Here is a 22,180-nt window from a genome sequence, read left to right as displayed (position 1 = left end):
CAGCCATTTGGTTGCGATATTAACTGAAGGAGATCAGCCGTGACCAAACGCACGTCTGCCAAGTACAAAATTGACCGCCGTATGGGCGAAAACATCTGGGGCCGTCCGAAGTCCCCGGTGAACCGTCGTGAATACGGCCCCGGCCAGCACGGTCAGCGTCGCAAGGGCAAACTGTCCGATTTCGGTATCCAGCTGCGTGCCAAGCAGAAGCTCAAAGGCTACTATGGCGACCTGACCGAAAAGCAGTTCCGCCGCATCTACGCCGAAGCTGAGCGTGTAAAAGGCGACACCGGTGAAAACCTCATTGGTCTGCTGGAGCGCCGCCTGGACGCGGTTGTGTACCGCGCCAAGTTCGTCGCAACCGTCTTTGCTGCCCGTCAGTTCGTGAACCACGGTCACGTTCTGGTCAACGGCAAGCGCGTCAACATCCCTTCCTACCGCGTTAAGGAAGGCGACGTGATCGAGGTTCGCGAGAAGTCCAAGCAGATGACTGCGCTGCTGGAAGCTGTCCAGCTGGCTGAGCGTGATGTTCCTGACTACGTCGAAGCCGACCACTCCAAAATGACCGCGACCTTCGTGCGCGCACCGGGCCTGTCCGACGTGCCGTACCCGGTTGTTATGGAACCGAATCTGGTCGTCGAATTCTACGCCAAGAACTAATTTCCATCCTATCAGGACGGAAACAAAGGGGCTGTCATTGGGCGGCCCCTTTTTTGTTTTGTAGATGCCGTGCTGCCGGTGCCGCCAACGCGCGAATCTCGTTTGCCGGATTAAGGATTGTCAGGACATCGCTCGTACACCTATCCTGCCATCAGGCGCCCGTTCAGAGGCGATGAACAGGAAGGTAGACATATGAACTTCACCCGTATTCTGGGGTTGGCCGCAATGGCGACCCTGACCGCGACGCTCAGTTGGGCGGCGCCCCTTCGTCTGACACCGGCAGATCCACAGCCAAAAGGCCTGAAATCCGGCTTGTCAGTGCGTTATGCCTATCCGGATGACGTCAAAACGTTGCGAGGTGCCGCCAAGGCGTTGGAGGCCGGGGCCGAGGTCGGGCCCCCTCTCAAGGGGCTTGATTATCGTGACACCAGCATTGGACAGAATGCGCTGACTTCTAAACGGTCGGAAAATGTGGCGGCTAGTATCCGCGGCTATGTCAAATTTGATGCGCCGGGGATTTACACCATCGATTTTCTGACGAATGACGGTATGCGTGCTGTGATCGGAGGCAGGGTTGTCGGCAAATTCGACGGTCGCCAAACCTGTCAGGAGACCTTTGCCCAGAAGGTCGAAGTGCCAAAGGCTGGCTGGTACCCGATCCAGGTGCTCTATTTTCAGCGCCTGAATACATCCTGCCTGCACATGCGGATGGGGCCGAAGGGCAGCCGCGTTACCTGGATGCCGAACAAGGCGTTTGGTCGGTAAGCGTTCTTGTCTAAGCGGCAAAGGGCATGGAAAAGATAGAGGCGTTCGCGGCTATAGTGGCAGCGGACGACCCTCCGCTATGGTTTCCATTGCGAAATATGAGGTCACGCTGTCCAGTTCAACCCCTTCGATCAGGCGCTGGTAGACCTTATCGTAGCTCGCCATATCTTCGGTCACTACCTTTAACTGGTAGTCGTAGTCACCGCCAATACGGTGAAAATCCATAACTTCGGGGATGGTCAGCACATGCCTGCGAAAGGTCTGCAACCAGTCCGCCGAATGGTGCCGCGTGCGCAGCATCACAAACACCACCAGATCCAACCCCAGTTGTTTGCGGTCCAGCCGCGCGGTGGTGCCTTGCATCAGCCCACTCTCGTTTAGCATCTTCAGCCGCCGCCAGCAGGCGTTTTGCGACAGGCCAACCTGTTCCGCCAGATCGCGTTGAGACAGGCTCGCATCGCGCTGCAAGGCGCGCAGGAGCGCAAGGTCGATGTGGTCTAGCTTATGCGTCATGGCGCCATCATAGGCAGGGGACAAACGGGAGTTCAATCACTCTCTGTTGCACCGGCGCATGCGCAAAGATGGATGTGTTGAGGGGCGGGACGTCTTGCCGCTTTCCCATTGCCGCAGAGGTGGTTATTACGAAGCGGCATCAAGGAGCATCTATCATGACCCACATCGCGCCGCAGCCTGGCATTATGGACATCGCTCTCTATGAGGGCGGGGCTGCCCATGTGAAGGGGATGAGCAATGTGACCAAGCTCTCCTCCAATGAAAATCCGCTGGGGCCAAGCCCAAAGGCCGTTGAGGCGATGCAGGCGGCGGTCTCTCAGATGCATCGATATCCCAGTTCTGACCATAGCTTCCTGAGACAGGCGATTGCCGACGTCTACGGCCTGCCAATGGAGCAGATCATCTGCGGTGCCGGCAGCGACGAGATCATCACATTCCTTTGTCAGGCTTATGCCGGACCGGGCGATGAGGTTTTGTTCACCGAACATGGTTTTGCCATGTATCGGATCAGCGCATTGGCCGCCGGGGCAACCCCGGTTGAGGTGGCAGAACGCGAACGCGTCACCGATGTGGATGCGCTGCTTGCAGGATGCACGGATCGCACGCGCCTGCTGTTTATCGCCAACCCCAACAATCCCACCGGCACCATGATCGGTATGGCCGACCTGGCCCGACTGGCAGATGGTCTGCCCAGGGGGGCGCTGCTGGTGCTGGATGGGGCCTATGCTGAGTATGTCGAAGGCTACGACGCCGGTGCCGCGTTGGTGGCCAGCCGCGACAACGTGGTGATGACGCGCACGTTCTCTAAGATCTACGGGTTGGGCGGCGCGCGGGTCGGCTGGGGCTATGCTGCCAAGCCCATCATTGATGTGCTGAACCGTGTCCGTGGCCCATTCAATCTGTCTTCGACCGCCTTGGCGGGCGCAGAAGCCGCTGTGCGCGACACCGCATATGTCGAGCATTGTCGCCACGAAAACGCCAAATGGCGTGGCTGGATGTCAGAGGCACTGGCTGAGCTGGGCGTACCATCCGACACATCCTGCGCCAATTTCATCCTTGCTCGGTTTGCCAGCGATAAAGAGGCCGGGGCCTGTGATGCGTTCTTGCAATCACGCGGGCTGATCGTACGTCGGGTGACCGGATATAAGTTGCCTTCAGCCCTTAGGATCACCGTGGGTGACGAAACCAGCTGCAAGCAGTTGGTTTCAGCCGTGAAAGCGTTCAAGGATGGTCAGGCATGAGCGCGCCGGTCTACAACCGCATTGCGCTGATTGGCCTTGGCCTGATTGCATCCTCTATGGCACATGCGATCCGTCGAGGCGGGCTGGCGACTGAGATCACTGGTTATGCGCGCAGCGCCGAAACCCGCGAAACGGCACGCAGCATCAACCTCTGTGACCGAGTCTGCGATACGGCGGCAGATGCCGCGAGGGATGCGGACCTTGTCGTGCTCTGTGTGCCTGTTGGTGCCATGGGGGCTGTGATGGCCGAGATCACGCCGGTTCTGAAACCCGGCGCCACTGTATCTGACGTCGGATCGGTTAAACGCCATGTGATTGATACGGTGTTACCTCAGATCCCTGAAGGTGTTCATTTCGTCCCGGCCCACCCGCTGGCGGGGACCGAACATTCGGGGCCAGAGGCAGGCTTTGCGGAACTGTACGACAATCGCTGGTGTCTGCTGGTTCCCGTCGAGGGCAGCGCCCGTGCCCCGGTCGATCGTCTGCGTAAGCTGTGGGAAGGCATGGGTGCAAATGTCGATGAGATGGACGCCGATCATCACGATTTGGTCTTGGCTGTAACCTCGCATGCGCCGCATCTGATCGCCTACACAATGGTTGGCGTCGCGGACGATTTGCGGCGGGTCACCGATAGCGAGGTGATCAAATATTCTGCGGCCGGTTTTCGGGATTTTACCCGCATCGCGGCATCGGATCCGACAATGTGGCGTGATGTGTTCCTGACAAATAAGGATGCAACACTAGAGATCCTGGGCCGCTTTACCGAGGAGTTGTTTGCGCTACAACGGGCGATCCGAACCGGCGATGGTGAGCACCTGCACCAGTATTTCACACGCACCCGCGCCATCCGCCGGGGCATTATTGAGGCGGGCCAGGACACGGCGGCACCGAACTTTGGCCGCGAGACAAAACCATGAAGCACCGCCGCCAATCACCGCTGATTGCTATCGCTACTGCCGGCGTATTGTTCGGTCTGATTGCTGTCAGCGCGGGGGCATCTGCCACCAGTGCGCCTGACCGATCTTTGCGTCCCAATGCACGTCCAGACGCAACTCTCACAACGCCGCTGACACCTGCCACTGCCCCGCTTGTCGCGACAGTAGATCTGCGCCCGCAGCTGCGTCCTGTATCACAACAGGCCATTGCAGTGGCAACCCTGTCACTGCCGTATATGACGGCTGGTCCTCAAGATTCGTTGCGCCCTCTTCTGCGCCCGGATGATCTGGCCGAAAAGATCCTGTTCGGTAAACGCAAGCGCCGCAAGACATCGGTTTGCGGCGACATCGACATTCAGGGCAGCAAAGTCGGAACCGTGCCAGGTCGGCTGAATGGATGTGGTGCCAAAAATGCGGTCAAGGTTCGCTCGGTTTCCGGGATAACGCTCAGCCAGCGGTCGGTGATGACATGTGAAACCGCGCGCGCGCTCAAAAAATGGGTCGACCGCGATGTGGTCAAAGCCTTTGGCCGCCGCGATCCTGTGGTGGCTCTGCGCGTTGCAGCACATTATTCCTGCCGGACACGTAACAACCGCCCAGGTGCCAAGATTTCTGAACACGGACGCGGCAAGGCAATTGATATCTCGGCCTTTGTGTTGGAGAGCGGCAAGGTTGTCACCGTTTTAAAAGGCTGGACTGCACGCGCGACACGCAAAGAGCTCCGCAAAATATGGAAGGGAGCTTGCGGGCCATTTGGCACTGTTTTGGGTCCGCTCTCAGATCGTTATCATCTGGATCATTTCCATCTGGATGTTGCGCGCCATCGGGGTGGACCCTACTGCCGTTAACGCAGAATGATCCGGGGCGCAGGGCCCAACGGCAACGGACCAAGCGCGATATAGCCAGATGACAGCGTCAGCGTCAGATCCAGATCCCGGTGGTTGCCGCCAAGCCCGGCTAAAACCCGCAACACCCGTTCGATGCCCGCGCGTGCCTTGGACGGCAGCGCACCGGTGGTCTCTGCCATTCGCAAAATGTCCTGCCAGTTCTCGACCTGCAAGGCTAGCTCGCCCTCTGGAAGGCCGGTTTCGTCAACGTTCAGCGTGCCGGTTGCTTTGATCCGCATTGGCCCCCAACGTGCCTCGGCGAGTTGGAGCGTTATCTGGCGCGGCTGCGGGCGTCGCAGCTCAATCGCATTGCGATCCCAGCTCGCGTCAAAGCGTACAGTCATATCAACCGCAACCGTCTCTAGTCGCTCAGGTAACCCATCTGCCGCCGCCAAACGCTGCCGCAGCAGCGCGCTGGGCGACACGCCTATGGCTTTGCCGGTGATCTGGTAGAGTTCTGGTTGATCCGTCTGGACCATCCCTAGTGATAGCTGCTGACCGCCCAGCTCGGTGAGGGTCTCGCTTTGAATGCTCCAAGCCTCTGCCACCAGTTGCAGTCGTTCAACCTCAAGCGCCAGCCCCGGTGCAAGTTGCAGATCTACCTCGAATCCGTCTGCCTGAACAACGGCAGTATCGTCGAAATAGGACACCCGTTGCGGTGTATCCGGTAGGTGCACGGTCAGATGACCTGGCCAAATTGCCGGGCTGCTCAGCTCAAGCCAGCCCGCCCGCCACGCAGTTCCGGTGCCAGGATCAGCGAGGACAGGGGCGGTGATCCGGTGGGTATGGCGCAGCGGAAAGCCAGAGATGTTGACGCCAGCGTGTTCGGCCTGCCAGCCCTGTCTTTGCTGCTCGGCAAACCAGCTGTCGACCCCCCTATGCAGCCCCCATGCGGCTACGCCCCAATAGATACTCCATAGGCAAGCCACGATAAGTAGCAGTTTTGTCCATCGGATCATCATTCGGCCTCTTTTCTGGACGTTGGAATTGATGTTTATAGGCCGCGATCAAAAAAGGGCCAGCGTCATGACCATGTGGGTATTTGGATACGGATCGTTGTTGTGGAACCCGGGTTTCCCGGTGGCCCAGCGAGAGGTTGCGACATTGCCGGGCTATGCCCGGTCCTTTTGCATGAAGTCCATCCATCATCGCGGGAGCGAAGAGAAACCCGGGCTTGTGCTGGCATTGGATGCCATCGAAGGCGCTGCCTGTACTGGTATCGCGCTGGCTGTGGAGACTGGCCATGAGGAACAAACGCTACAAGAATTGCGCGCGCGGGAACTGATCTCCTCGGCTTATGTAGAACGGGATCTGATTGTACAGCTGGCCAATGGTACCGAGGTGACAGCCGTTACCTATGTGATCGACCCGCATCATGACCAATATTGCGGTGGCATCAGCCTGGAGACACAGGCGCGGATCATCGCCGAGGCGGTTGGCGGACGGGGACCGAACACTGAGTATCTCTTCAATACTGCCGAACATCTGGCCGAGATTGGCCTGCGCGATGCAGATCTGGATTGGCTGTCGGCACGGGTGCGAGATCTCGCGTCATAAAGCCTTGGCTCTTTTGAGGTTTTGGCTATAGGCTCTGGTTCTGGAAGAACACCAATAAAGTGTCAGGAGCCACAGACCATGGCGCAGCCAGACCGCGAAAGCAGGCCGCAGTTTTCTCAACCGGTACGCCAGATCATCATGATGTTGATCGCGCTTGGGCTGTCAGCGTTCGGAGCGTTTGTCGCACTTCCACGTGTGCTGCCGGTGTTCGAGGCTAATCCATGGCTCAACGGCTTCATCTTTCTGGTTTTTGTTTTCGGTGTGCTGGCCTGTTTCTGGCAGGTTCTGCAGCTCATCGGATCGGTACGCTGGATCGAAGGGTTTGCGGCAGGCGTCACTAAAGAAGATGATCGCCCCCCTTCGATGCTGGCGCCGCTCGCCTCGTTGCTGCGGTCGCGGGGCGCGCGGATGCAGCTTGGCTCGTCTTCTACACGCTCTATTCTGGACTCCGTCGCCACCCGGATCGACGAAGAGCGTGAAATTACACGCTATATTGTCAACCTTCTAATTTTCCTTGGCCTCTTGGGCACATTCTATGGGCTTGCCACAACTGTTCCTGCCGTCGTCGACACCATCCGCAGCCTTGCGCCGCAAGAGGGCGAGGAAGGCATTGCAGTGTTTAATCGCCTGATGACAGGGCTTGAGGCGCAGTTGGGCGGCATGGGGGTTGCCTTTGCTTCCTCGCTTCTGGGGTTGGCCGGATCATTGATCGTTGGTCTGCTGGAGCTGTTCGCAGGTCATGGGCAGAACCGGTTCTACCGCGAGCTGGAGGAATGGCTGTCATCCTTTACCCGCGTAAGCTTCTCGTCAGGAGAAGAGGGCGGTAGTGGTGAACACAGTGCATTCACCGGCGTCTTGGATACGATGACCGAGCAAATGGATGGCTTGCAGGCAATGTTCTTGCAATCCTCTGAAGCGCGGGCAGAGGTCGATCAAAAGCTGTCGGCATTGGTCGATGCAATCACTGACATGAACCGCCGCCAGGACCAAACCGAAGGCACTACGCGTGCGCTTGAGCGGGTGGCCATCGGCCAAGAGGCGCTGACCGAATTGATGCGCGCACATGGCGACAGCGGGTTGGATGCCGAGAGCAGGATGCGCTTGCGGTCCATTGATGTACAGATGCTGCGTATCCTGGAGGAAATCTCTGCCGGCCGTCAGGAAAGCCTCTCCGAGCTGCGCAAGGATATTGACCTACTGGTCAGAGCTTTTGCGAGGCCGCAGGGGTTGGGACGCTCCCCGCGCGGCCACGAGGAGTAAGCCATGGCCCTTTCACGTCGCACAGGACAGCGCTTCCAGGCCTCTATCTGGCCGGGATTTGTTGATGCGATGACGGGGCTGTTGTTGGTCCTGATGTTCCTATTGACCATCTTCATGGTCGTCCAGTTTGTTCTGCGCGAGACGATTTCGGGCCAGGAAAGCCAGCTGGATGACCTGGCAAATGAGGTAGGGGCTCTGGCCGATGCGTTGGGCCTTGAGGAACGCGCCAACAGTCAGTTGCAGGCGCGATTGGGCGCGCTGTCTGCAACATTGGGCACGACACAGGGCGCATTGGATGCAGCAGAGGCCGAGTTGACCGCCGCCAGAGGCGAGATAAGCGATTTTGAAGCGCAGCTGGCGCAATTGCTGCTTCAGCAGCAGCAAGCCGAAGCGACCATTGGCGAACTTACGGCAGAGCGCGAGACGTTGCAGGCTACACAGGCAGAGTTGGAAGGACAGCGTGATACGCTGTCGCAGGCGCTTGCGGCCAGCCGTGAAGAGATCGATGCCCAGACCGAAGCGGCGCGTCTTGCTGCGGCCAAACGCACAGCTCTTGAGGCGTTGGTGGCCGATCTGGAAACGCAGAATGCTGATGCAACGGCGATTGTTTCTGACCTGCAACAGGACCTGACCACCGTCGAGGCTGATCGCCTTGCCGAAGCGGCGGCTGCCGAGGCGCTGCGCAACAGGCTGCAAGATGCTGATGCAGAGCTGACGGCGATGACCCTTGCACTAGAGGAACAACGGCAGGCCGCCGAGGACACGCTGACATTGCTTGCCGCTGCGGAAACCGCAAAAACGCAATTGGACGCGCGCCTTGTAGAGGTGCTTGATGCGCTGGATGTGGCCAAGGCCGCAAGTCTGGAACGGGATGCTCTTGCAGAACGATTGACCCGTGTCTTGGCACAGATGGAGGAAACGCAGACCGGTGCAGATGCGCAGATTGCAGCGTTGCGGGCTGAATTGGAAAGCCTGCGCAGCAGCAGTGCCACGACACAAGGTGAATTGCAGCGTGCAGCCACCGTGCAGGCCGATACAGAGCAGAGATTACTCGAGGCATTGAACAAGCTGGAGCAGGCCAATGCCGCAGCCGCAGACCGCGAGGTTTTGCAGCAAAGACTGCTTGCCGCCCTGAGTGCTGGTGAAAACCGCGAGACAGAAGCCGCAGAACTGGCCAGTCTGGCGGAACAACGCGCAGCGCTATTGGCGCAGGCCCGCGAGAGCCTGAGCAGCGAAAAAGCGATTTCAGAAGAGGCGCAGCGCCAGACCGCGCTCTTGAATCAGCAGGTCGCGGCCCTGCGCGAACAGCTTGGCGGTCTGCAGGCCCTTCTGGATGACTACAAGGCGCGTGATGTGGCGCAATCAGTACAGATGCAGAATCTGGGACAGGATCTGAATGCTGCTTTGGCACGTGCCGCCGCCGAAGAACGTCGCCGCCGTCTCCTGGAGGAAGCCGAGCGCAAACGTTTGCAGGCGGAGACCGAACAATTGAGCACAAAGGCGCAGGATCTGGAGCAATATCGTTCTGAATTTTTTGGCCGACTGCGGGATGTGCTTGGCGCTCAAGACGGCGTTCGGATCGAAGGGGACCGCTTTGTTTTTGCATCAGAGGTACTGTTCGCCCCGGCCAGTGCCCGGCTTTCGCCCGCTGGGCGTGCCGAAATCGCCAAGGTTGCCACGATCCTGCAAACCGTCGCAGCAGCCATACCACCTGAGATAAATTGGGTCATTCGCGTTGATGGACACACAGATGACACCGAACTGCTGGGGCATCCAAAGTTTGCCGATAACTGGGAGTTGAGCCAGGGACGTGCACTATCCGTCGTTCGGTATATGGTGCAGGCCTTGAGCATACCACCCGAACGGCTTGCGGCCAATGGGTTCGGTGAATACCAACCGGTGAACCCGGCCCAGACCGCTGTGGCCCGTGCACAGAATCGCCGAATTGAGTTGAAATTCACCGAACGCTGATCGCCTGGGCAGTCTTCTGTTCAACCGTTGTGACGCGCTGAAGCTGCTATATTTTCTATGCGCTGCGCCCGCAGCGAGCTGAGGCGAGATATCAACGCTTTGGCCTCGTTCGTTGGCTGCTGTTCGATGCGTTTATAGTTCGTGCCATCGCGCTGCCGGGTCATCAGTCCGCAAGAGATCATGCTTCGGCGCAGGGTTGCAGGGTCGTTGAATACGTGTTCGGCGATCAGGATTTTGTTGACCTCGGTTTCCGATAGCGCTGTCCTGGCTGGAAACAGGGTCCATAGACCAAATAGCGCCAGGGTCTGGACAGAACGTTTGGAAGGCCACCGCAGTAGACGGCCATCGCGGCCGAACTGCGCCAATGTCCGTTCGATCAAACGATGATCTACCGGCGGGAGCGCAGCGCGCGCGGTGTCACCTTGGGCCAACCGGATCGCAGCAGCCTGAACCGCGCGGTGATGCTGGACGTTTTGAAAACCAGCCGCTCGGGCCAGCATATTCAACAAAGCCAGATGAGACGGGCTTACTGTGCCAAGCTGTTTCGAAAGCATACGGGCAAAGTTTGACAGATCATCGATCTGTAGGGAAAGCGGAGCTCGGGTCATATTGCATCCAATCGGCGCCCGTCTAGGTCGTTGGTCGCTGTCTTGACGACGCGGCGCCATCTGCAATGGAAACCGTTCGAAATTTTGGCAGATTTAGCTCTCCCCGCAGGGAACAGCGACGCCTCGGTGTCTGCCGACCGTGGTTGCACCTTAGAGGTTGGAAGAATGGATTGCCAAGTTTTTTGCACGACTTGCCATGCAAGACCTAAGTCGTTGCTTATTCGACGATCATTTTTGCGCGCTGATCATCGATGAGCTGTCCGTCGCGTATCAAGCTTGCCCTTGCTGTGTATAGCCCCGGCTTCAGCCCAATGCCACGGATCCGCTTGCCTGCGGCCCGAAAGAGCTGCGCTTGCTGCTTCTCCAACAGTTCGGTCTGGTCCAGAATGGATCCGTCAGGGCCATCTATGCGCAGGTTTAGCTGATCGCCACTTCGACTGCCGAAAGCATAGGCCCAGAACACAATTGCATTTGCGCCGGCTTGCAGCGGGGACTGATCAGCAGCGCCTGCTTTGATCGCGCCAAATTTTGGAACTTGGGTTGAAAAGCCGCTACCCAGAAAACCGCCAGGCTGATAGGGAATTGCGTCGGCCCAAAGCGGTGAGGCGTTATCCGATCCGCAACTCTGTCCCATATCAGGGGCGAAGGGGTCCACGGTCAGGCCGTCTTTGCGTACGCTAAGATGCAGGTGCGGAAATTGCGTGTTGCCAGATAGGCCAACCTCGCCCAATGGGGTGCCCGCCGTAACCTTGTCACCGGAGCGAACCAGAATGGAGTCGCGCTTCATGTGACAATACTGGGTTTCCCAGCCGTCTTCGTGGCGCAACAGAACACCATTTCCGCACTCGCGTCCGTCGATGGTCGGGTCGCTCGATCCGATTGAATAGCGGTCCACCATACCGTCCCGACTGCCTGCAACAATGCCATCAGCGGCGGCAAGGACAGCAACGCCTGTGACCATGTCGCTGAGATAGGGCAGGGCGATATCAGTGCCTTTATGGCCATCGTAGGTCAGTTGACTACAGCTGAAGTCCTGAGTGGCAGGACCTGGGTCACGGTCCACGTATTGCTGGATCTGACAGCTATCTCCCAACGTGCAGTCAATTGGCCAATCCAGAACGAGTTCGCTCGCCGCGACAGGTGCGGCGAGCGAGGTGATCAATGCCAGAGGCAACAGCCGCATGGGGTTACTCTGCCGTGAGAAGGGGCGGTTTATCTCCCGATATGCGTGGCTTAGCAGGGCCTTCGATCCGTAGATCCAACTTGCCATCTTTGATGCCAACCTTGACCAGCCCACCCTTGGCGAGCTTGCCGAACAGCAATTCCTCGGCGAGCGGCTTTTTGATGTACTCTTGAATGACGCGACCCAAGGGGCGTGCACCCATGCGATCATCATAGCCTTTGTCAGCGAGCCATTCAGCTGCTTTGCGGGTCAATTCGATCGAGACATTCCGATCCATTAGCTGGGCTTCCAGTTGCAGAACGAACTTCTCGACGACCTGGAGGATGACCTCTTTGGGCAGCGGAGCAAAGGAGATGACCGCGTCCAGACGGTTGCGGAACTCTGGCGTAAAGGTGCGTTCAATCGCGGCTGTGTCCTCGCCTTCGCGGCGGTCGCGACCAAAGCCGATGGCGGCTTTTGCCTGTTCCGACGCGCCGGCGTTGGATGTCATGATCAGCACAACGTTACGGAAATTCACAGTTCGTCCGTTGTGGTCGGTCAACTGGCCATTGTCCATGACCTGCAACAGGATGTTGAAGACATCCGGATGGGCTTTTTCGATCTCATCCAGCAGCAGCACACAATGGGGGTGTTGATCAACGCCATCGGTCAAGAGGCCTCCCTGATCAAAACCGACATAGCCCGGAGGCGCACCAATCAGACGGGAGACCGCGTGTTTCTCCATATACTCCGACATATCAAAGCGCAGCAATTCGACACCAAGAGTATCGGCCAATTGCTTGGCGACCTCGGTTTTGCCGACGCCTGTGGGACCTGCAAAGAGGTAGTTGCCGATCGGTTTTTCCGGTTCGCGCAGGCCGGCGCGTGCCAGTTTGATCGCGCTGGAGAGCGCATCAATTGCAGCATCCTGACCAAAGACCACGCGTTTCAGCGACCGCTCCAGATCCTTCAGAACCTCGGCGTCGTCCTTGGAGACACTTTTGGGTGGGATGCGGGCAATCTTGGCAACAACGGCCTCGATTTCCTTGACGCCAATGGTCTTGCGACGCTTGCTTTCGACGACCAGATGCTGTGCGGCTCCCGCTTCGTCGATCACGTCGATAGCCTTGTCCGGCAGCTTGCGATCATTTATGTAACGCGCCGCAAGTTCGACCGCGGATTTGATCGCATCGCTGGTAAAACGGATGCCGTGGTGGTCTTCGAAATATGGCTTGAGCCCTTTTAGGATCTCAATGGAATCCTCGACAGAGGGTTCGTTAACATCGATTTTCTGGAACCTGCGCGCAAGCGCCCGGTCTTTTTCAAAATGCTGACGGAATTCCTTGTAAGTGGTTGATCCCATGGTGCGCAGCTTGCCGCCCTGAAGCGCCGGCTTCAAGAGATTGGAGGCATCCATCGCGCCGCCAGAGGTGGCACCAGCGCCAATCACAGTGTGGATTTCGTCAATGAACAGCACCGCGTCAGGATGATCTTCCAACTCGGTCACGACGGCCTTCAGTCGTTCTTCAAAATCGCCACGATAGCGGGTGCCAGCAAGAAGCGCCCCCATGTCGAGAGAGTAGATCGTGGTCTTGGACAAAACTTCAGGTGTTTCACCGGCAACGATTTTCCGAGCAAGGCCCTCAGCGATAGCTGTTTTACCAACACCAGGGTCACCCACCAAAAGCGGATTGTTCTTGCGGCGGCGGCACAGCACCTGAATGCAACGCTCTACCTCGTGGCTGCGCCCGATCAGCGGGTCAATATCGCCCTCACGGGATTTGTCATTGAGATCAACACAGTATTTCGCCAGCGCGCTCTCTTTCTTGTCACCCTCGGTGGTGGGTTGTGGTTCGTCTTCCACTTCTGGTGAACCGGAGACATGCCGCGCCTCGCCGAACGCAGGATCCTTTGCAACGCCATGGGCGATGAAATTCACCGCGTCATAGCGGGTCATGTCCTGATCCTGTAGGAAGTAGGCCGCATCGCTTTCACGTTCGGCAAAGATTGCCACCAGAACATTGGCACCAGTCACCTCAGTGCGGCCAGAGCTTTGAACATGGATGGCAGCGCGTTGGATCACGCGCTGGAATGCGGCCGTCGGCACCGCTTCGGAGCCGTCGATGTCTGTGACCAGATTGGCGAGGTCCTCATCGACAAATTCGACAAGTGTCGCACGCAATTCAGTAAGGTCCACACTGCAGGCACGCATGACGCGCGCCGCTTCGGGCTCGTCCAGCAGCGCGAGCAGCAGGTGTTCTAGGGTTGCGAATTCGTGACGCCGTTCGTTGGCCAGCGCGAGCGCGGCGTGAATGGCTTGTTCCAAAGTGCTCGAGAATGAAGGCACGGGCGTGCTCCTCTTGGTCTTGGGTTGGCGGTGAGGCTGCGGGACGGATGCCTAGCCTTCCACAGTCCAACCATGTCCTGATAGTATTAGAGTTTGGTTGATACGTGCTCGTCTTCAAGATCTTTCTTGCAATTTGTTGTCACATTTATCGTGACTGTGCCGTGAAAGAGGGGATTAGCCGCTCAAAATCTGTCCTTTCGCGTCCGGATTTCGGCAAAGACCTCGGCGGCAGGGGCGTCAGCCATACCTAGGGCGGCCTTAACGCTGTCAAGATGCGCGCGTAGAAACGGATTGGTGTCCAACTCTTCTTGCAGCAGCGACGGCACTGTCGGACGCGCCTCGGCGCGGGCGGCGTCAATCGCAGCGGCGCGGTTTTGCAGGGCAGGGTTGCCGGGTTCTATAGTCAGGGCGAAGCGGGCGTTGGACTGCGTATATTCATGGCCGGAATAGACCGTGGTGCCAGCGGGGAGCGCGGCCAGTTTTTGCATGCTCTGCCACATCTGATCCGGGTGACCCTCAAACAGCCGACCGCATCCCAGCGCCATCAGACTGTCGGCTGTGAACACCGCTGCAGAACTGGGAAAGTGAAAGGCGATGTGACCAACGGTGTGGCCTGAGACGTCAAGGACACCGACATTTTCGCCCAAACAATCAAAAGTATCGCCCTCGGCGACCGCAACATCCAAATCCGGTAGGCGGTGGGCATCAGCGCTAGCACCAATGATCTGAGGATTGTAGGCCGCGCGCAGATCTGCCACCCCATCAATATGGTCCCAGTGATGATGGGTCAGCAGAATCTGATCCAGCCCCCAGCCACGGCGCTCCAGCTCGGTCTTGATGGCATCGGCTTCGGGCGCGTCCACAAGCGCGGTGCGACCGGTTTCGGCATTGTGCAGCAAAAAGGCATAGTTATCTGAAAGGCAGGGCAGGGTGACAAATTCAAGGGGCATGGTCATTCGCTTCTCGATGGGTAAACTGACGGCGACTGGCCTCAGATTGGCCCAAGCAACGGACGCCCGCAATGCATCTTGATGTTCAGGATCTGAGGAATTTCTATTATCGCAGCACTCTGGGTCGCGCCGCGCAGGCGTCAATCCGTGGGCGATTGCTGGACTTGTGGCCCGAGGCCGCAGGTCAAACCGTTGCCGGTTTTGGCTTTGCTGCACCTTTGTTGCGCCCCTATCTGCCAGACGCGCGCCGCGTGATTGCGCTGATGCCGGGCCCGCAGGGGGTGATGCAATGGCCGGCCGGAATGCCCAATGTCTCGGTCCTGTGCGAGGAAACGGCCTGGCCTATTGAGACCGGGCATGTGGACCGGCTCGTACTTTTGCACGGTCTGGAGACGTCTGATCGCCCGTCCCATCTGCTGGAGGAGTGCTGGCGGGTGCTGGGGCCGGGGGGGCGTGCGGTTTTTGTGGTGCCCAACCGCGCTGGGCTTTGGGCGCGGTCGGACGTGACCCCGTTTGGATTTGGACGGCCCTACACGTTGAGCCAGGTGGAAAATCAGCTGCGGTTGCATCAGTTCACCGTTGTGCGGCATTCTGCAGCGCTCTATCTGCCGCCGAGTCAGCGGCGTTTCTGGCTGAAATCGGGACGGCTGTTTGAACGACTGGGGGACCGGCTACCGGCGATGCTGGGCGGCGGCGTGTTTTTGGTAGAGGTCAGCAAGCAGACCCATCCGCAAAAGGGCGAGATGATGCGCTTGCGCCCGCCCAACCCGATCCGCGTGTTGGAGGGGCTGTCAAATCCGATGCCGGAGCCTGTGTGACGTAGGTCAAACAGGACCCCTGCCGCCCATATTTGTGCATCCTTGTATGGGTGGCGGTATAGCTGCTAACTACGTCGCTGCGTAGCATGCCCAACGGACTGGACACAGAGCGCAAAATAGGCGGTTCTTAAACTTCGACTGCCTTGTAACGTGATGTCGGGTGAAGAGGTTGGCCTTGAACTTGGGCTTGATTCCCTGTGAGTGCCCAAAATCGCGCTTTCGCAGCCCATATTCGACAGTTTTGAGGATTTTCCCGCTCCAAACTGCAAATTTCGCTGATTTGGAATCGCAAAATTGACCTCTAAAGTTGGTTTTTTTGACGCATGTTCTGAAGGTTCCAGGCAGGTTATCGCTTAAACAATTGAAAACGCTTGATACTTCCTTTTTGGGCTTGCGATCCAAGGCAGTTGATAGGTTGCCAACGCTCTGCTACATCCACGCTGATTTTGACGCCCCACCAAATTGTGGGGAGACCTCACGCCCCCGGACGCCTCCTAACATAAGGTAAGCCAACCGGGGCCAATATCGGAAGGGTGGACGTGTCCGAACCAGCTTCGATCTCTGCAGGCATTGCCGCGCGCTATGCCACCGCGATCTTTGAGATCGCCGAAGAGAGCAAGGCGCTTGATAGCCTTGAAACCAGCATCAACGATCTGTCCGCCGCTCTGGCGGATAGTGAAGATCTCCGCTCCCTGATCACGTCGCCATTGGTGTCGCGTCAGGAGCAGGGGGCCGCGATCACTGCTGTCAGCAAGAAAATGGGCCTGGCCCCGGTTCTCGCCAATGCATTGACGCTGATGGCCGAAAAGCGCCGCCTGTTTGTGGTGCCTGCGTTGCTTGACGCCCTGCGCGCACGCCTGGCCGAAACCCGTGGTGAGATAACCGCCGATGTCACATCGGCCAAGGCGCTGACCAAGACCCAGAGCGAAAAGCTGGCCAAGACACTGGCCGAGCGCACCGGGAAAAAGGTCGTGATCAATGCAACCGTCGATGAGAGCATCATTGGCGGTCTTGTTGTTAAAGTGGGCTCCAAGATGATCGACAACTCGATCCGCTCCAAGCTCAACTCCCTACAGAACGCAATGAAAGAGGTCGGATAAATGGGTATCCAAGCAGCAGAAATTTCTGCGATCCTGAAAGACCAGATCAAGAATTTTGGTCAAGAAGCTGAGGTGGCAGAAATTGGCCGCGTGCTGTCCGTTGGTGACGGTATTGCCCGCGTCTACGGTCTCGACAATGTCCAGGCCGGTGAGATGGTCGAATTCCCCGGCGGCATCATGGGCATGGCGCTGAACCTCGAAGCCGACAACGTCGGCATCGTGATTTTCGGCTCTGACCGTGACATCAAAGAAGGTGACACCGTCAAGCGCACCAACTCCATCGTGGACGTTCCCGCCGGCCCCGAGCTGCTGGGCCGCGTTGTTGATGGTCTGGGCAACCCGCTGGATGGCAAAGGTCCGATCAATGCCAAGGAACGCAAGGTTGCGGATGTAAAAGCCCCCGGCATTATCCCGCGTAAATCGGTTCATGAACCGATGGCAACCGGCCTCAAGTCCGTTGACGCGATGATCCCGATTGGCCGTGGCCAGCGAGAGCTGATCATTGGCGACCGTCAGACCGGTAAAACAGCCGTTGCTCTGGACGCCATCCTGAACCAGAAAGTCTACAACGACGCCGCTGGTGATGATGAATCCAAAAAACTGTACTGTGTCTATGTTGCGATCGGCCAGAAGCGCTCGACCGTAGCCCAGCTGGTGAAGAAGCTGGAAGAAACCGGTGCAATGGCATATTCCATCGTGGTTGCTGCAACCGCGTCTGAACCGGCTCCGATGCAGTTCCTGGCACCTTACGCTGCGACCGCAATGGCCGAATACTTCCGCGACAGCGGCAAGCACGCGCTGATCATCTATGATGACCTTTCCAAACAGGCTGTGGCCTATCGTCAGATGTCCCTGCTTCTGCGTCGCCCACCGGGCCGCGAAGCTTATCCTGGTGACGTTTTCTATCTGCACTCCCGTCTGCTGGAACGTTCAGCCAAACTGAACGAAGACTTCGGTTCCGGTTCGCTGACTGCTCTGCCGATCATTGAAACCCAAGGCGGTGACGTGTCTGCGTTTATTCCGACCAACGTGATCTCGATCACCGACGGTCAGATCTTCCTTGAAACCGAACTGTTCTATCAGGGCATCCGCCCCGCTGTGAACACTGGCCTGTCGGTTTCGCGTGTTGGCTCCTCGGCGCAAACAGATGCGATGTCCTCTGTTGCGGGTCCCGTGAAACTGTCCCTCGCGCAGTACCGCGAAATGGCAGCCTTCGCTCAGTTCGGTTCCGACCTGGATACAGCCACCCAGCAGCTGCTGGCCCGTGGTGCGCGTCTGACCGAGCTGATGAAACAGCCGCAGTATTCGCCGCTGACCAACTCTGAGATTGTCTGCATCATCTATGCGGGCACCAATGGTTACCTCGATAAAGTAGACCTGAAGCAAGTTGGCCGTTTTGAAGCTGAACTGCTGAACTTCCTGCGCACCAAGAAGGCCGACTTCCTGCAGTGGATCACCGACGCAGACCCTAAATTCAAAAAGGGCGAGCCGGTTGAGAAGATGAAGGCAGTGCTGGACGAATTTGCCGCAGACTTCGCATAAGGAGAGAGACAGCACATGCCTTCTCTCAAGGACTTAAAAAACCGGATCCAGAGTGTGAAGAACACTCGGAAGATCACAAAAGCCATGCAAATGGTGGCCGCGGCGAAACTTCGCCGCGCCCAGGAAGCTGCCGAAGACGCACGCCCCTATGCTGAACGGTTCAATGCCGTGATGTCCGGGCTTGCGGCGTCTGTCGGCCAGAGCGACACTGCGCCGAAGCTCCTTGCGGGCACTGGCAGCGATCAGGTGCAGCTTCTGGTCGTACTTACCGCGGAACGTGGTTTGTGCGGCGGCTTCAACTCGAACATCGCCAAGCTGGCACGCCTGAAGGTCAAAGAACTTTTGGCGGCAGGCAAGACTGTCAAGATCCTGACCGTCGGCAAAAAAGGCCGGGACGCCATGAAGCGCGACCTCGGTCAGTATTTTGTCGGTCACGTGGATCTGAGCGAAGTTAAGCGCCTTGGCTATGTCAATGCGCAAGACATCGCCAAGGATGTTCTGTCCCGCTTTGACACCGGCGAATTCGACGTAGCCACGCTCTTCTATGCGAAATTCGTGAACGTTGTAACCCAGGTGCCGACAGCGCAGCAGGTGATTCCGGCGTCGTTCGAGACCAATGAAGACGAAGCTGCAACCAGCTCTGCCGTTTATGACTACGAGCCCAGCGAAGAGGCCATTCTGGCCGATCTGCTGCCGCGCGGCGTTGCGACACAGATCTTTGCAGCGTTGCTGGAAAACGGGGCGTCCGAACAAGGTGCCCGGATGAGCGCGATGGACAACGCCACTCGCAATGCGGGTGAGATGATCGACAAACTGACCATCGAGTTCAACCGCTCGCGTCAGGCCGTGATCACCAACGAGCTGATTGAAATTATTTCGGGCGCTGAGGCGCTCTAAAAGAAAACCGGAGACGAAACATGGCAAATGCAAAAGGCAAGGTGACCCAGATCATCGGCGCCGTTGTGGACGTGCAATTCGACGGCCACCTGCCGGCGATCTTGAACGCGCTGACCACCGACAACAATGGCAAGACACTGGTTCTGGAAGTTGCCCAGCACCTGGGTGAAAACACTGTCCGTACCATCGCGATGGACGCGACCGAAGGTCTGGTTCGCGGTCAGGCCGTAGCCGACACCGGCGCACCAATCTCGATCCCCGTCGGCAACGCGACGCTGGGCCGTATTCTGAACGTCGTGGGCGAGCCCGTGGACGAGCAGGGCCCGGTGAACGCCGCGGAAACCCGCGCTATCCACCAGCCTGCCCCCGAATTCAGCGATCAGTCCACCGAATCCGAAGTGCTGGTCACCGGCATCAAGGTGATCGACCTTTTGGCTCCCTACGCCAAGGGTGGTAAAATTGGTCTGTTCGGCGGTGCCGGCGTTGGTAAAACCGTTCTCATCATGGAACTGATCAACAACATCGCAAAAGTGCACTCGGGCTTCTCCGTGTTCGCCGGTGTTGGTGAGCGGACCCGTGAGGGCAACGACCTTTACCACGAGATGATCGAATCCAACGTTATCAAGCCCGATAACCTGGAAGAATCTCAGGTGGCCCTGGTCTATGGCCAGATGAACGAGCCTCCGGGTGCGCGTGCCCGTGTTGCTCTGACCGGTCTGACCCTGGCGGAACAGTTCCGTGACCAGTCCGGCACCGACGTTCTGTTCTTCGTTGACAACATCTTCCGCTTTACTCAAGCGGGTTCCGAGGTGTCGGCTCTCTTGGGTCGTATTCCTTCGGCGGTGGGCTACCAGCCGACACTGGCGACCGACATGGGTGCGATGCAGGAACGTATTACCTCGACCAAGAACGGCTCGATCACCTCGATCCAGGCTGTGTATGTTCCCGCGGATGACCTTACCGACCCGGCACCGGCAACCACCTTTGCCCACCTGGACGCGACCACCGTTCTTAACCGTTCGATCTCGGAACTGGGTATTTACCCGGCTGTTGACCCGCTCGACTCCACGTCGCGTCTGATGGATCCCTCCATCGTTGGCGAGGAGCACTATGCCGTGGCGTCTGACGTTCAGCAGATCCTTCAGCGCTATAAGTCGCTGCAGGACATCATCGCGATCCTCGGCATGGACGAACTGTCCGAAGAGGATAAGCTGACCGTGACCCGTGCGCGTAAAATCCAGCGTTTCCTCTCTCAGCCGTTCGACGTTGCAAAGGTCTTCACCGGTGCAGACGGCAAGCAGGTTCCGCTTGAGGATACAGTCAAGTCGTTCAAAGCTGTTGTGGCTGGCGAATACGATCACCTGCCCGAAGGCGCCTTCTACATGGTTGGCGGCATCGAAGAGGTGATTGAAAAAGCCGAGAAAATGGCTGCTGACGCGGCCTAAGGAGGGCCCTGATGGCTGAGACGATGCAATTCGACCTCGTAAGCCCGGAGCGCCGCCTGGCGTCGCTCCCGGTGACCGCGGTAATGATCCCCGGCGCGGAAGGTGACATGACGGCTATGGCCAATCATGCGCCGACCATCACGACGTTGCGTCCGGGTGTCCTGCGGGCCGAAGGCCCGCAAGGCACATCGGAATATCTGGTCACTGGTGGCTTTGCTGAGATTGGCACTGACGGTCTGTCTGTCCTTGCTGAAAAGGCAATTCCAATGGACCAGCTGACACGCGCGCATCTGGACGAGCTGATTGAAGAAGCCCGCACAACCTACAAGACCGTGCAGGAAACTGATCAACCACATGGTCTGGTTGAAGACGCAGCCAAGCTACTGGCCGATATGGAAGCCCTGGGCACCCATATGAGCCTTTGATTTTTCAGAGATTTGCTTGAGTTCCTGAAACCGGCCCCTTGTGGGCCGGTTTTGCTTTTTGACATCCTGTCAAGGAGGCAGGATAGTTGTTGCTGATCGGCGCGAACCAGCCCCGACAGGTGAGTGCAACGGATAGGGCAGGGGCATCCCGACGGATGTGACGAACAGCATGAAGCGGCTACAAAGCCCCCGTCTGGGGATTGATCAGGGTGACATTGAAATCTTCTCGGAGTTTGAAAACGGCGGCAACATGTGGACCGGTGCCGGGCCACGTGAACGTCGTCGCGCGGTCCGGTTTTCTGAATCCTTTGCAGCGCTGCCGGCGGTCCATGTGTCCAGCTCTCTGATGGATATCGATTCCGGGGCCGCTCTCCGTGCTGAGTTGGTCGCAGAAAATATCACTGTCGAGGGATTCGAGGTGGTGTTTCGGACCTGGAATGATAGCCGTATTGCCCGTATCCGCGCCGCTTGGCTGGCGATTGGCACGTTGTCTTATGCGGACGACTGGGACATCCCGTAATGAGTATGGGGGCGCTCGCTCTGTGCCTCGCCGTTGGTCGCCTAGGGATCAACCTCTTCCGTAGTGTGTCTGTCGCGTTCATAGCGGATCATGCCGGGCAAATCCGGTAGCCAGGCTTCACGACGCAAGCACCAGCTCTCATAACTAGGGATGAGGCCGTCGGTGCTGTCCAGGCTACCCAGATGGATTTCGATTTCACCCCCAGTTTGGGCAAAGATCGAGGATCCGCACGTAGGGCAGAAATGGCGCCCGGCATATTGGTTTGGGATACCATCTATAGTGACCGCGGGCGCAGGAAATATGGCCGCCGCATAGAACAGCGCCCCGTGATGTTTGCGGCAGTCCCGACAGTGGCAGATGCCAACCCTCAGCGGTGGGCCTGACGTGGTGATCCTGATTGCACCACACAGGCAGCTGCCTTGATAGTCTTCCATGTTGCACTCTCCCGCTTTTCGATGTGTCGTCACAGCCTAGCAAATGCACGGTGTCGGTGACACAGGAGGGCGGATCACGAAAAACCCCACGCACCAGGTGTCGGGCGTGGGGTTGAATTTCTCAGTGCTGGTAGGCGCGGGAC

22 protein-coding genes are annotated in these 22,180 nt (G+C 58.1%); 15 read left to right on the top strand and 7 right to left on the bottom strand.

From position 1 onward, the window contains the following. Positions 1–39 precede the first annotated feature (39 nt). Both rpsD and PhaeoP97_RS11810 read left to right on the top strand, forming a co-directional pair. A complete protein-coding gene (gene rpsD / locus PhaeoP97_RS11815) occupies positions 40–660 on the top strand; it encodes a 30S ribosomal protein S4 (RefSeq protein ID WP_072505221.1) in 621 nt (206 codons plus the stop codon). A 192-nt stretch (positions 661–852) separates the two neighbouring features. Further along, a complete protein-coding gene (locus PhaeoP97_RS11810) occupies positions 853–1,425 on the top strand; it encodes a PA14 domain-containing protein (protein WP_072505220.1) in 573 nt (190 codons plus the stop codon). 51 nt (positions 1,426–1,476) lie between these two features. Here the strand turns inward: PhaeoP97_RS11810 and PhaeoP97_RS11805 are convergent, their stop codons facing one another. Next, positions 1,477–1,938 (bottom strand): Lrp/AsnC family transcriptional regulator, encoded by a 462-nt coding sequence (locus PhaeoP97_RS11805; protein ID WP_072506457.1) that lies wholly within the window; start codon positions 1,936–1,938, stop codon positions 1,477–1,479. Between the two features lie 155 nt (positions 1,939–2,093). Between PhaeoP97_RS11805 and hisC the strand changes: the two genes are divergently transcribed. The 3 genes from hisC to PhaeoP97_RS11790 are packed head-to-tail and all read left to right on the top strand — an operon-like array spanning position 2,094 to position 4,962. Beyond that, positions 2,094–3,179, top strand: a complete 1,086-nt coding sequence (gene hisC / locus PhaeoP97_RS11800) for a histidinol-phosphate transaminase (protein ID WP_072505219.1) — start codon at positions 2,094–2,096, stop codon at positions 3,177–3,179. Then, positions 3,176–4,096 (top strand): prephenate/arogenate dehydrogenase family protein, encoded by a 921-nt coding sequence (locus tag PhaeoP97_RS11795; RefSeq protein WP_072505218.1) that lies wholly within the window; start codon positions 3,176–3,178, stop codon positions 4,094–4,096. Before hisC ends, PhaeoP97_RS11795 begins: the two co-directional genes overlap by 4 nt. Continuing rightward, positions 4,093–4,962 (top strand): extensin-like domain-containing protein, encoded by an 870-nt coding sequence (locus PhaeoP97_RS11790; protein WP_072505217.1) that lies wholly within the window; start codon positions 4,093–4,095, stop codon positions 4,960–4,962. Before PhaeoP97_RS11795 ends, PhaeoP97_RS11790 begins: the two co-directional genes overlap by 4 nt. On the opposite strand, the gene PhaeoP97_RS11785 is transcribed toward PhaeoP97_RS11790, so the two are convergent. Further along, positions 4,959–5,960 (bottom strand): DUF2125 domain-containing protein, encoded by a 1,002-nt coding sequence (locus PhaeoP97_RS11785; RefSeq protein WP_237028932.1) that lies wholly within the window; start codon positions 5,958–5,960, stop codon positions 4,959–4,961. The genes PhaeoP97_RS11790 and PhaeoP97_RS11785 overlap by 4 nt on opposite strands. A 67-nt stretch (positions 5,961–6,027) precedes the next feature. On the opposite strand from PhaeoP97_RS11785, the gene PhaeoP97_RS11780 reads away from it, so the two are divergent. The 3 genes from PhaeoP97_RS11780 (at position 6,028) to PhaeoP97_RS11770 (ending at position 9,789) form a co-directional block, all read left to right on the top strand. Beyond that, a complete protein-coding gene (locus PhaeoP97_RS11780; protein WP_072505215.1) occupies positions 6,028–6,558 on the top strand; it encodes a gamma-glutamylcyclotransferase in 531 nt (176 codons plus the stop codon). A 78-nt stretch (positions 6,559–6,636) separates the two neighbouring features. Further along, entirely contained in the window at positions 6,637–7,818 is a 1,182-nt protein-coding gene (locus tag PhaeoP97_RS11775) for a biopolymer transporter ExbB (RefSeq protein WP_072505214.1), read from the top strand. A 3-nt stretch (positions 7,819–7,821) separates the two neighbouring features. After that, a complete protein-coding gene (locus PhaeoP97_RS11770; RefSeq protein ID WP_072505213.1) occupies positions 7,822–9,789 on the top strand; it encodes a peptidoglycan -binding protein in 1,968 nt (655 codons plus the stop codon). Positions 9,790–9,809: 20 nt separating this feature from the next. Here the strand turns inward: PhaeoP97_RS11770 and PhaeoP97_RS11765 are convergent, their stop codons facing one another. The 4 genes from PhaeoP97_RS11765 to gloB all read right to left on the bottom strand — a co-directional run bounded on the left by PhaeoP97_RS11765 (position 9,810) and on the right by gloB (position 14,862). After that, positions 9,810–10,397: a DUF2087 domain-containing protein gene (locus tag PhaeoP97_RS11765; RefSeq protein WP_072505212.1), complete on the bottom strand. Its 588-nt coding sequence runs from the start codon at positions 10,395–10,397 to the stop codon at positions 9,810–9,812. A gap of 217 nt (positions 10,398–10,614) precedes the next feature. Next, positions 10,615–11,580, bottom strand: coding sequence for a M23 family metallopeptidase (locus PhaeoP97_RS11760; RefSeq protein WP_072505211.1), 966 nt, complete (start codon positions 11,578–11,580; stop codon positions 10,615–10,617). 4 nt (positions 11,581–11,584) lie between these two features. Next, the gene (clpA, locus tag PhaeoP97_RS11755) at positions 11,585–13,906 is read right to left on the bottom strand and encodes an ATP-dependent Clp protease ATP-binding subunit ClpA (RefSeq protein WP_072505210.1); all 2,322 of its coding nucleotides are present in this window, start codon (positions 13,904–13,906) and stop codon (positions 11,585–11,587) included. Between the two features lie 182 nt (positions 13,907–14,088). Further along, positions 14,089–14,862, bottom strand: a complete 774-nt coding sequence (gene gloB / locus PhaeoP97_RS11750) for a hydroxyacylglutathione hydrolase (RefSeq protein WP_072505209.1) — start codon at positions 14,860–14,862, stop codon at positions 14,089–14,091. Positions 14,863–14,927: 65 nt separating this feature from the next. Here gloB and PhaeoP97_RS11745 point away from each other — a divergent pair, with 65 nt between their 5' ends. From PhaeoP97_RS11745 to PhaeoP97_RS11715, 7 genes are all read left to right on the top strand, one after another. After that, positions 14,928–15,674 (top strand): class I SAM-dependent methyltransferase, encoded by a 747-nt coding sequence (locus PhaeoP97_RS11745; protein WP_072505208.1) that lies wholly within the window; start codon positions 14,928–14,930, stop codon positions 15,672–15,674. A gap of 539 nt (positions 15,675–16,213) precedes the next feature. Beyond that, positions 16,214–16,774, top strand: coding sequence for a F0F1 ATP synthase subunit delta (locus PhaeoP97_RS11740; RefSeq protein ID WP_072506456.1), 561 nt, complete (start codon positions 16,214–16,216; stop codon positions 16,772–16,774). After that, positions 16,775–18,316: a F0F1 ATP synthase subunit alpha gene (gene atpA, locus PhaeoP97_RS11735; RefSeq protein ID WP_072505207.1), complete on the top strand. Its 1,542-nt coding sequence runs from the start codon at positions 16,775–16,777 to the stop codon at positions 18,314–18,316. Between the two features lie 15 nt (positions 18,317–18,331). Next, positions 18,332–19,213 carry a F0F1 ATP synthase subunit gamma gene (locus PhaeoP97_RS11730; RefSeq protein WP_072505206.1) on the top strand — a complete coding sequence of 294 codons (882 nt, stop codon included), beginning with the start codon at positions 18,332–18,334 and terminating at the stop codon, positions 19,211–19,213. A gap of 20 nt (positions 19,214–19,233) precedes the next feature. Then, positions 19,234–20,658, top strand: coding sequence for a F0F1 ATP synthase subunit beta (atpD, locus tag PhaeoP97_RS11725; RefSeq protein WP_072505205.1), 1,425 nt, complete (start codon positions 19,234–19,236; stop codon positions 20,656–20,658). A gap of 11 nt (positions 20,659–20,669) precedes the next feature. Then, positions 20,670–21,083: a F0F1 ATP synthase subunit epsilon gene (locus PhaeoP97_RS11720; protein ID WP_072505204.1), complete on the top strand. Its 414-nt coding sequence runs from the start codon at positions 20,670–20,672 to the stop codon at positions 21,081–21,083. Positions 21,084–21,252: 169 nt separating this feature from the next. Continuing rightward, entirely contained in the window at positions 21,253–21,603 is a 351-nt protein-coding gene (locus PhaeoP97_RS11715; protein WP_072505203.1) for an H-type lectin domain-containing protein, read from the top strand. Positions 21,604–21,644: 41 nt separating this feature from the next. On the opposite strand, the gene PhaeoP97_RS11710 is transcribed toward PhaeoP97_RS11715, so the two are convergent. Beyond that, positions 21,645–22,037 carry a GFA family protein gene (locus PhaeoP97_RS11710; protein WP_072505202.1) on the bottom strand — a complete coding sequence of 131 codons (393 nt, stop codon included), beginning with the start codon at positions 22,035–22,037 and terminating at the stop codon, positions 21,645–21,647. Positions 22,038–22,180 lie beyond the last annotated feature (143 nt).

The organism is Phaeobacter porticola (assembly GCF_001888185.1).
Taxonomy (GTDB): Bacteria; Pseudomonadota; Alphaproteobacteria; order Rhodobacterales; family Rhodobacteraceae; genus Phaeobacter; species Phaeobacter porticola.
This window is presented reverse-complemented; position numbering and strand designations above follow the sequence as displayed.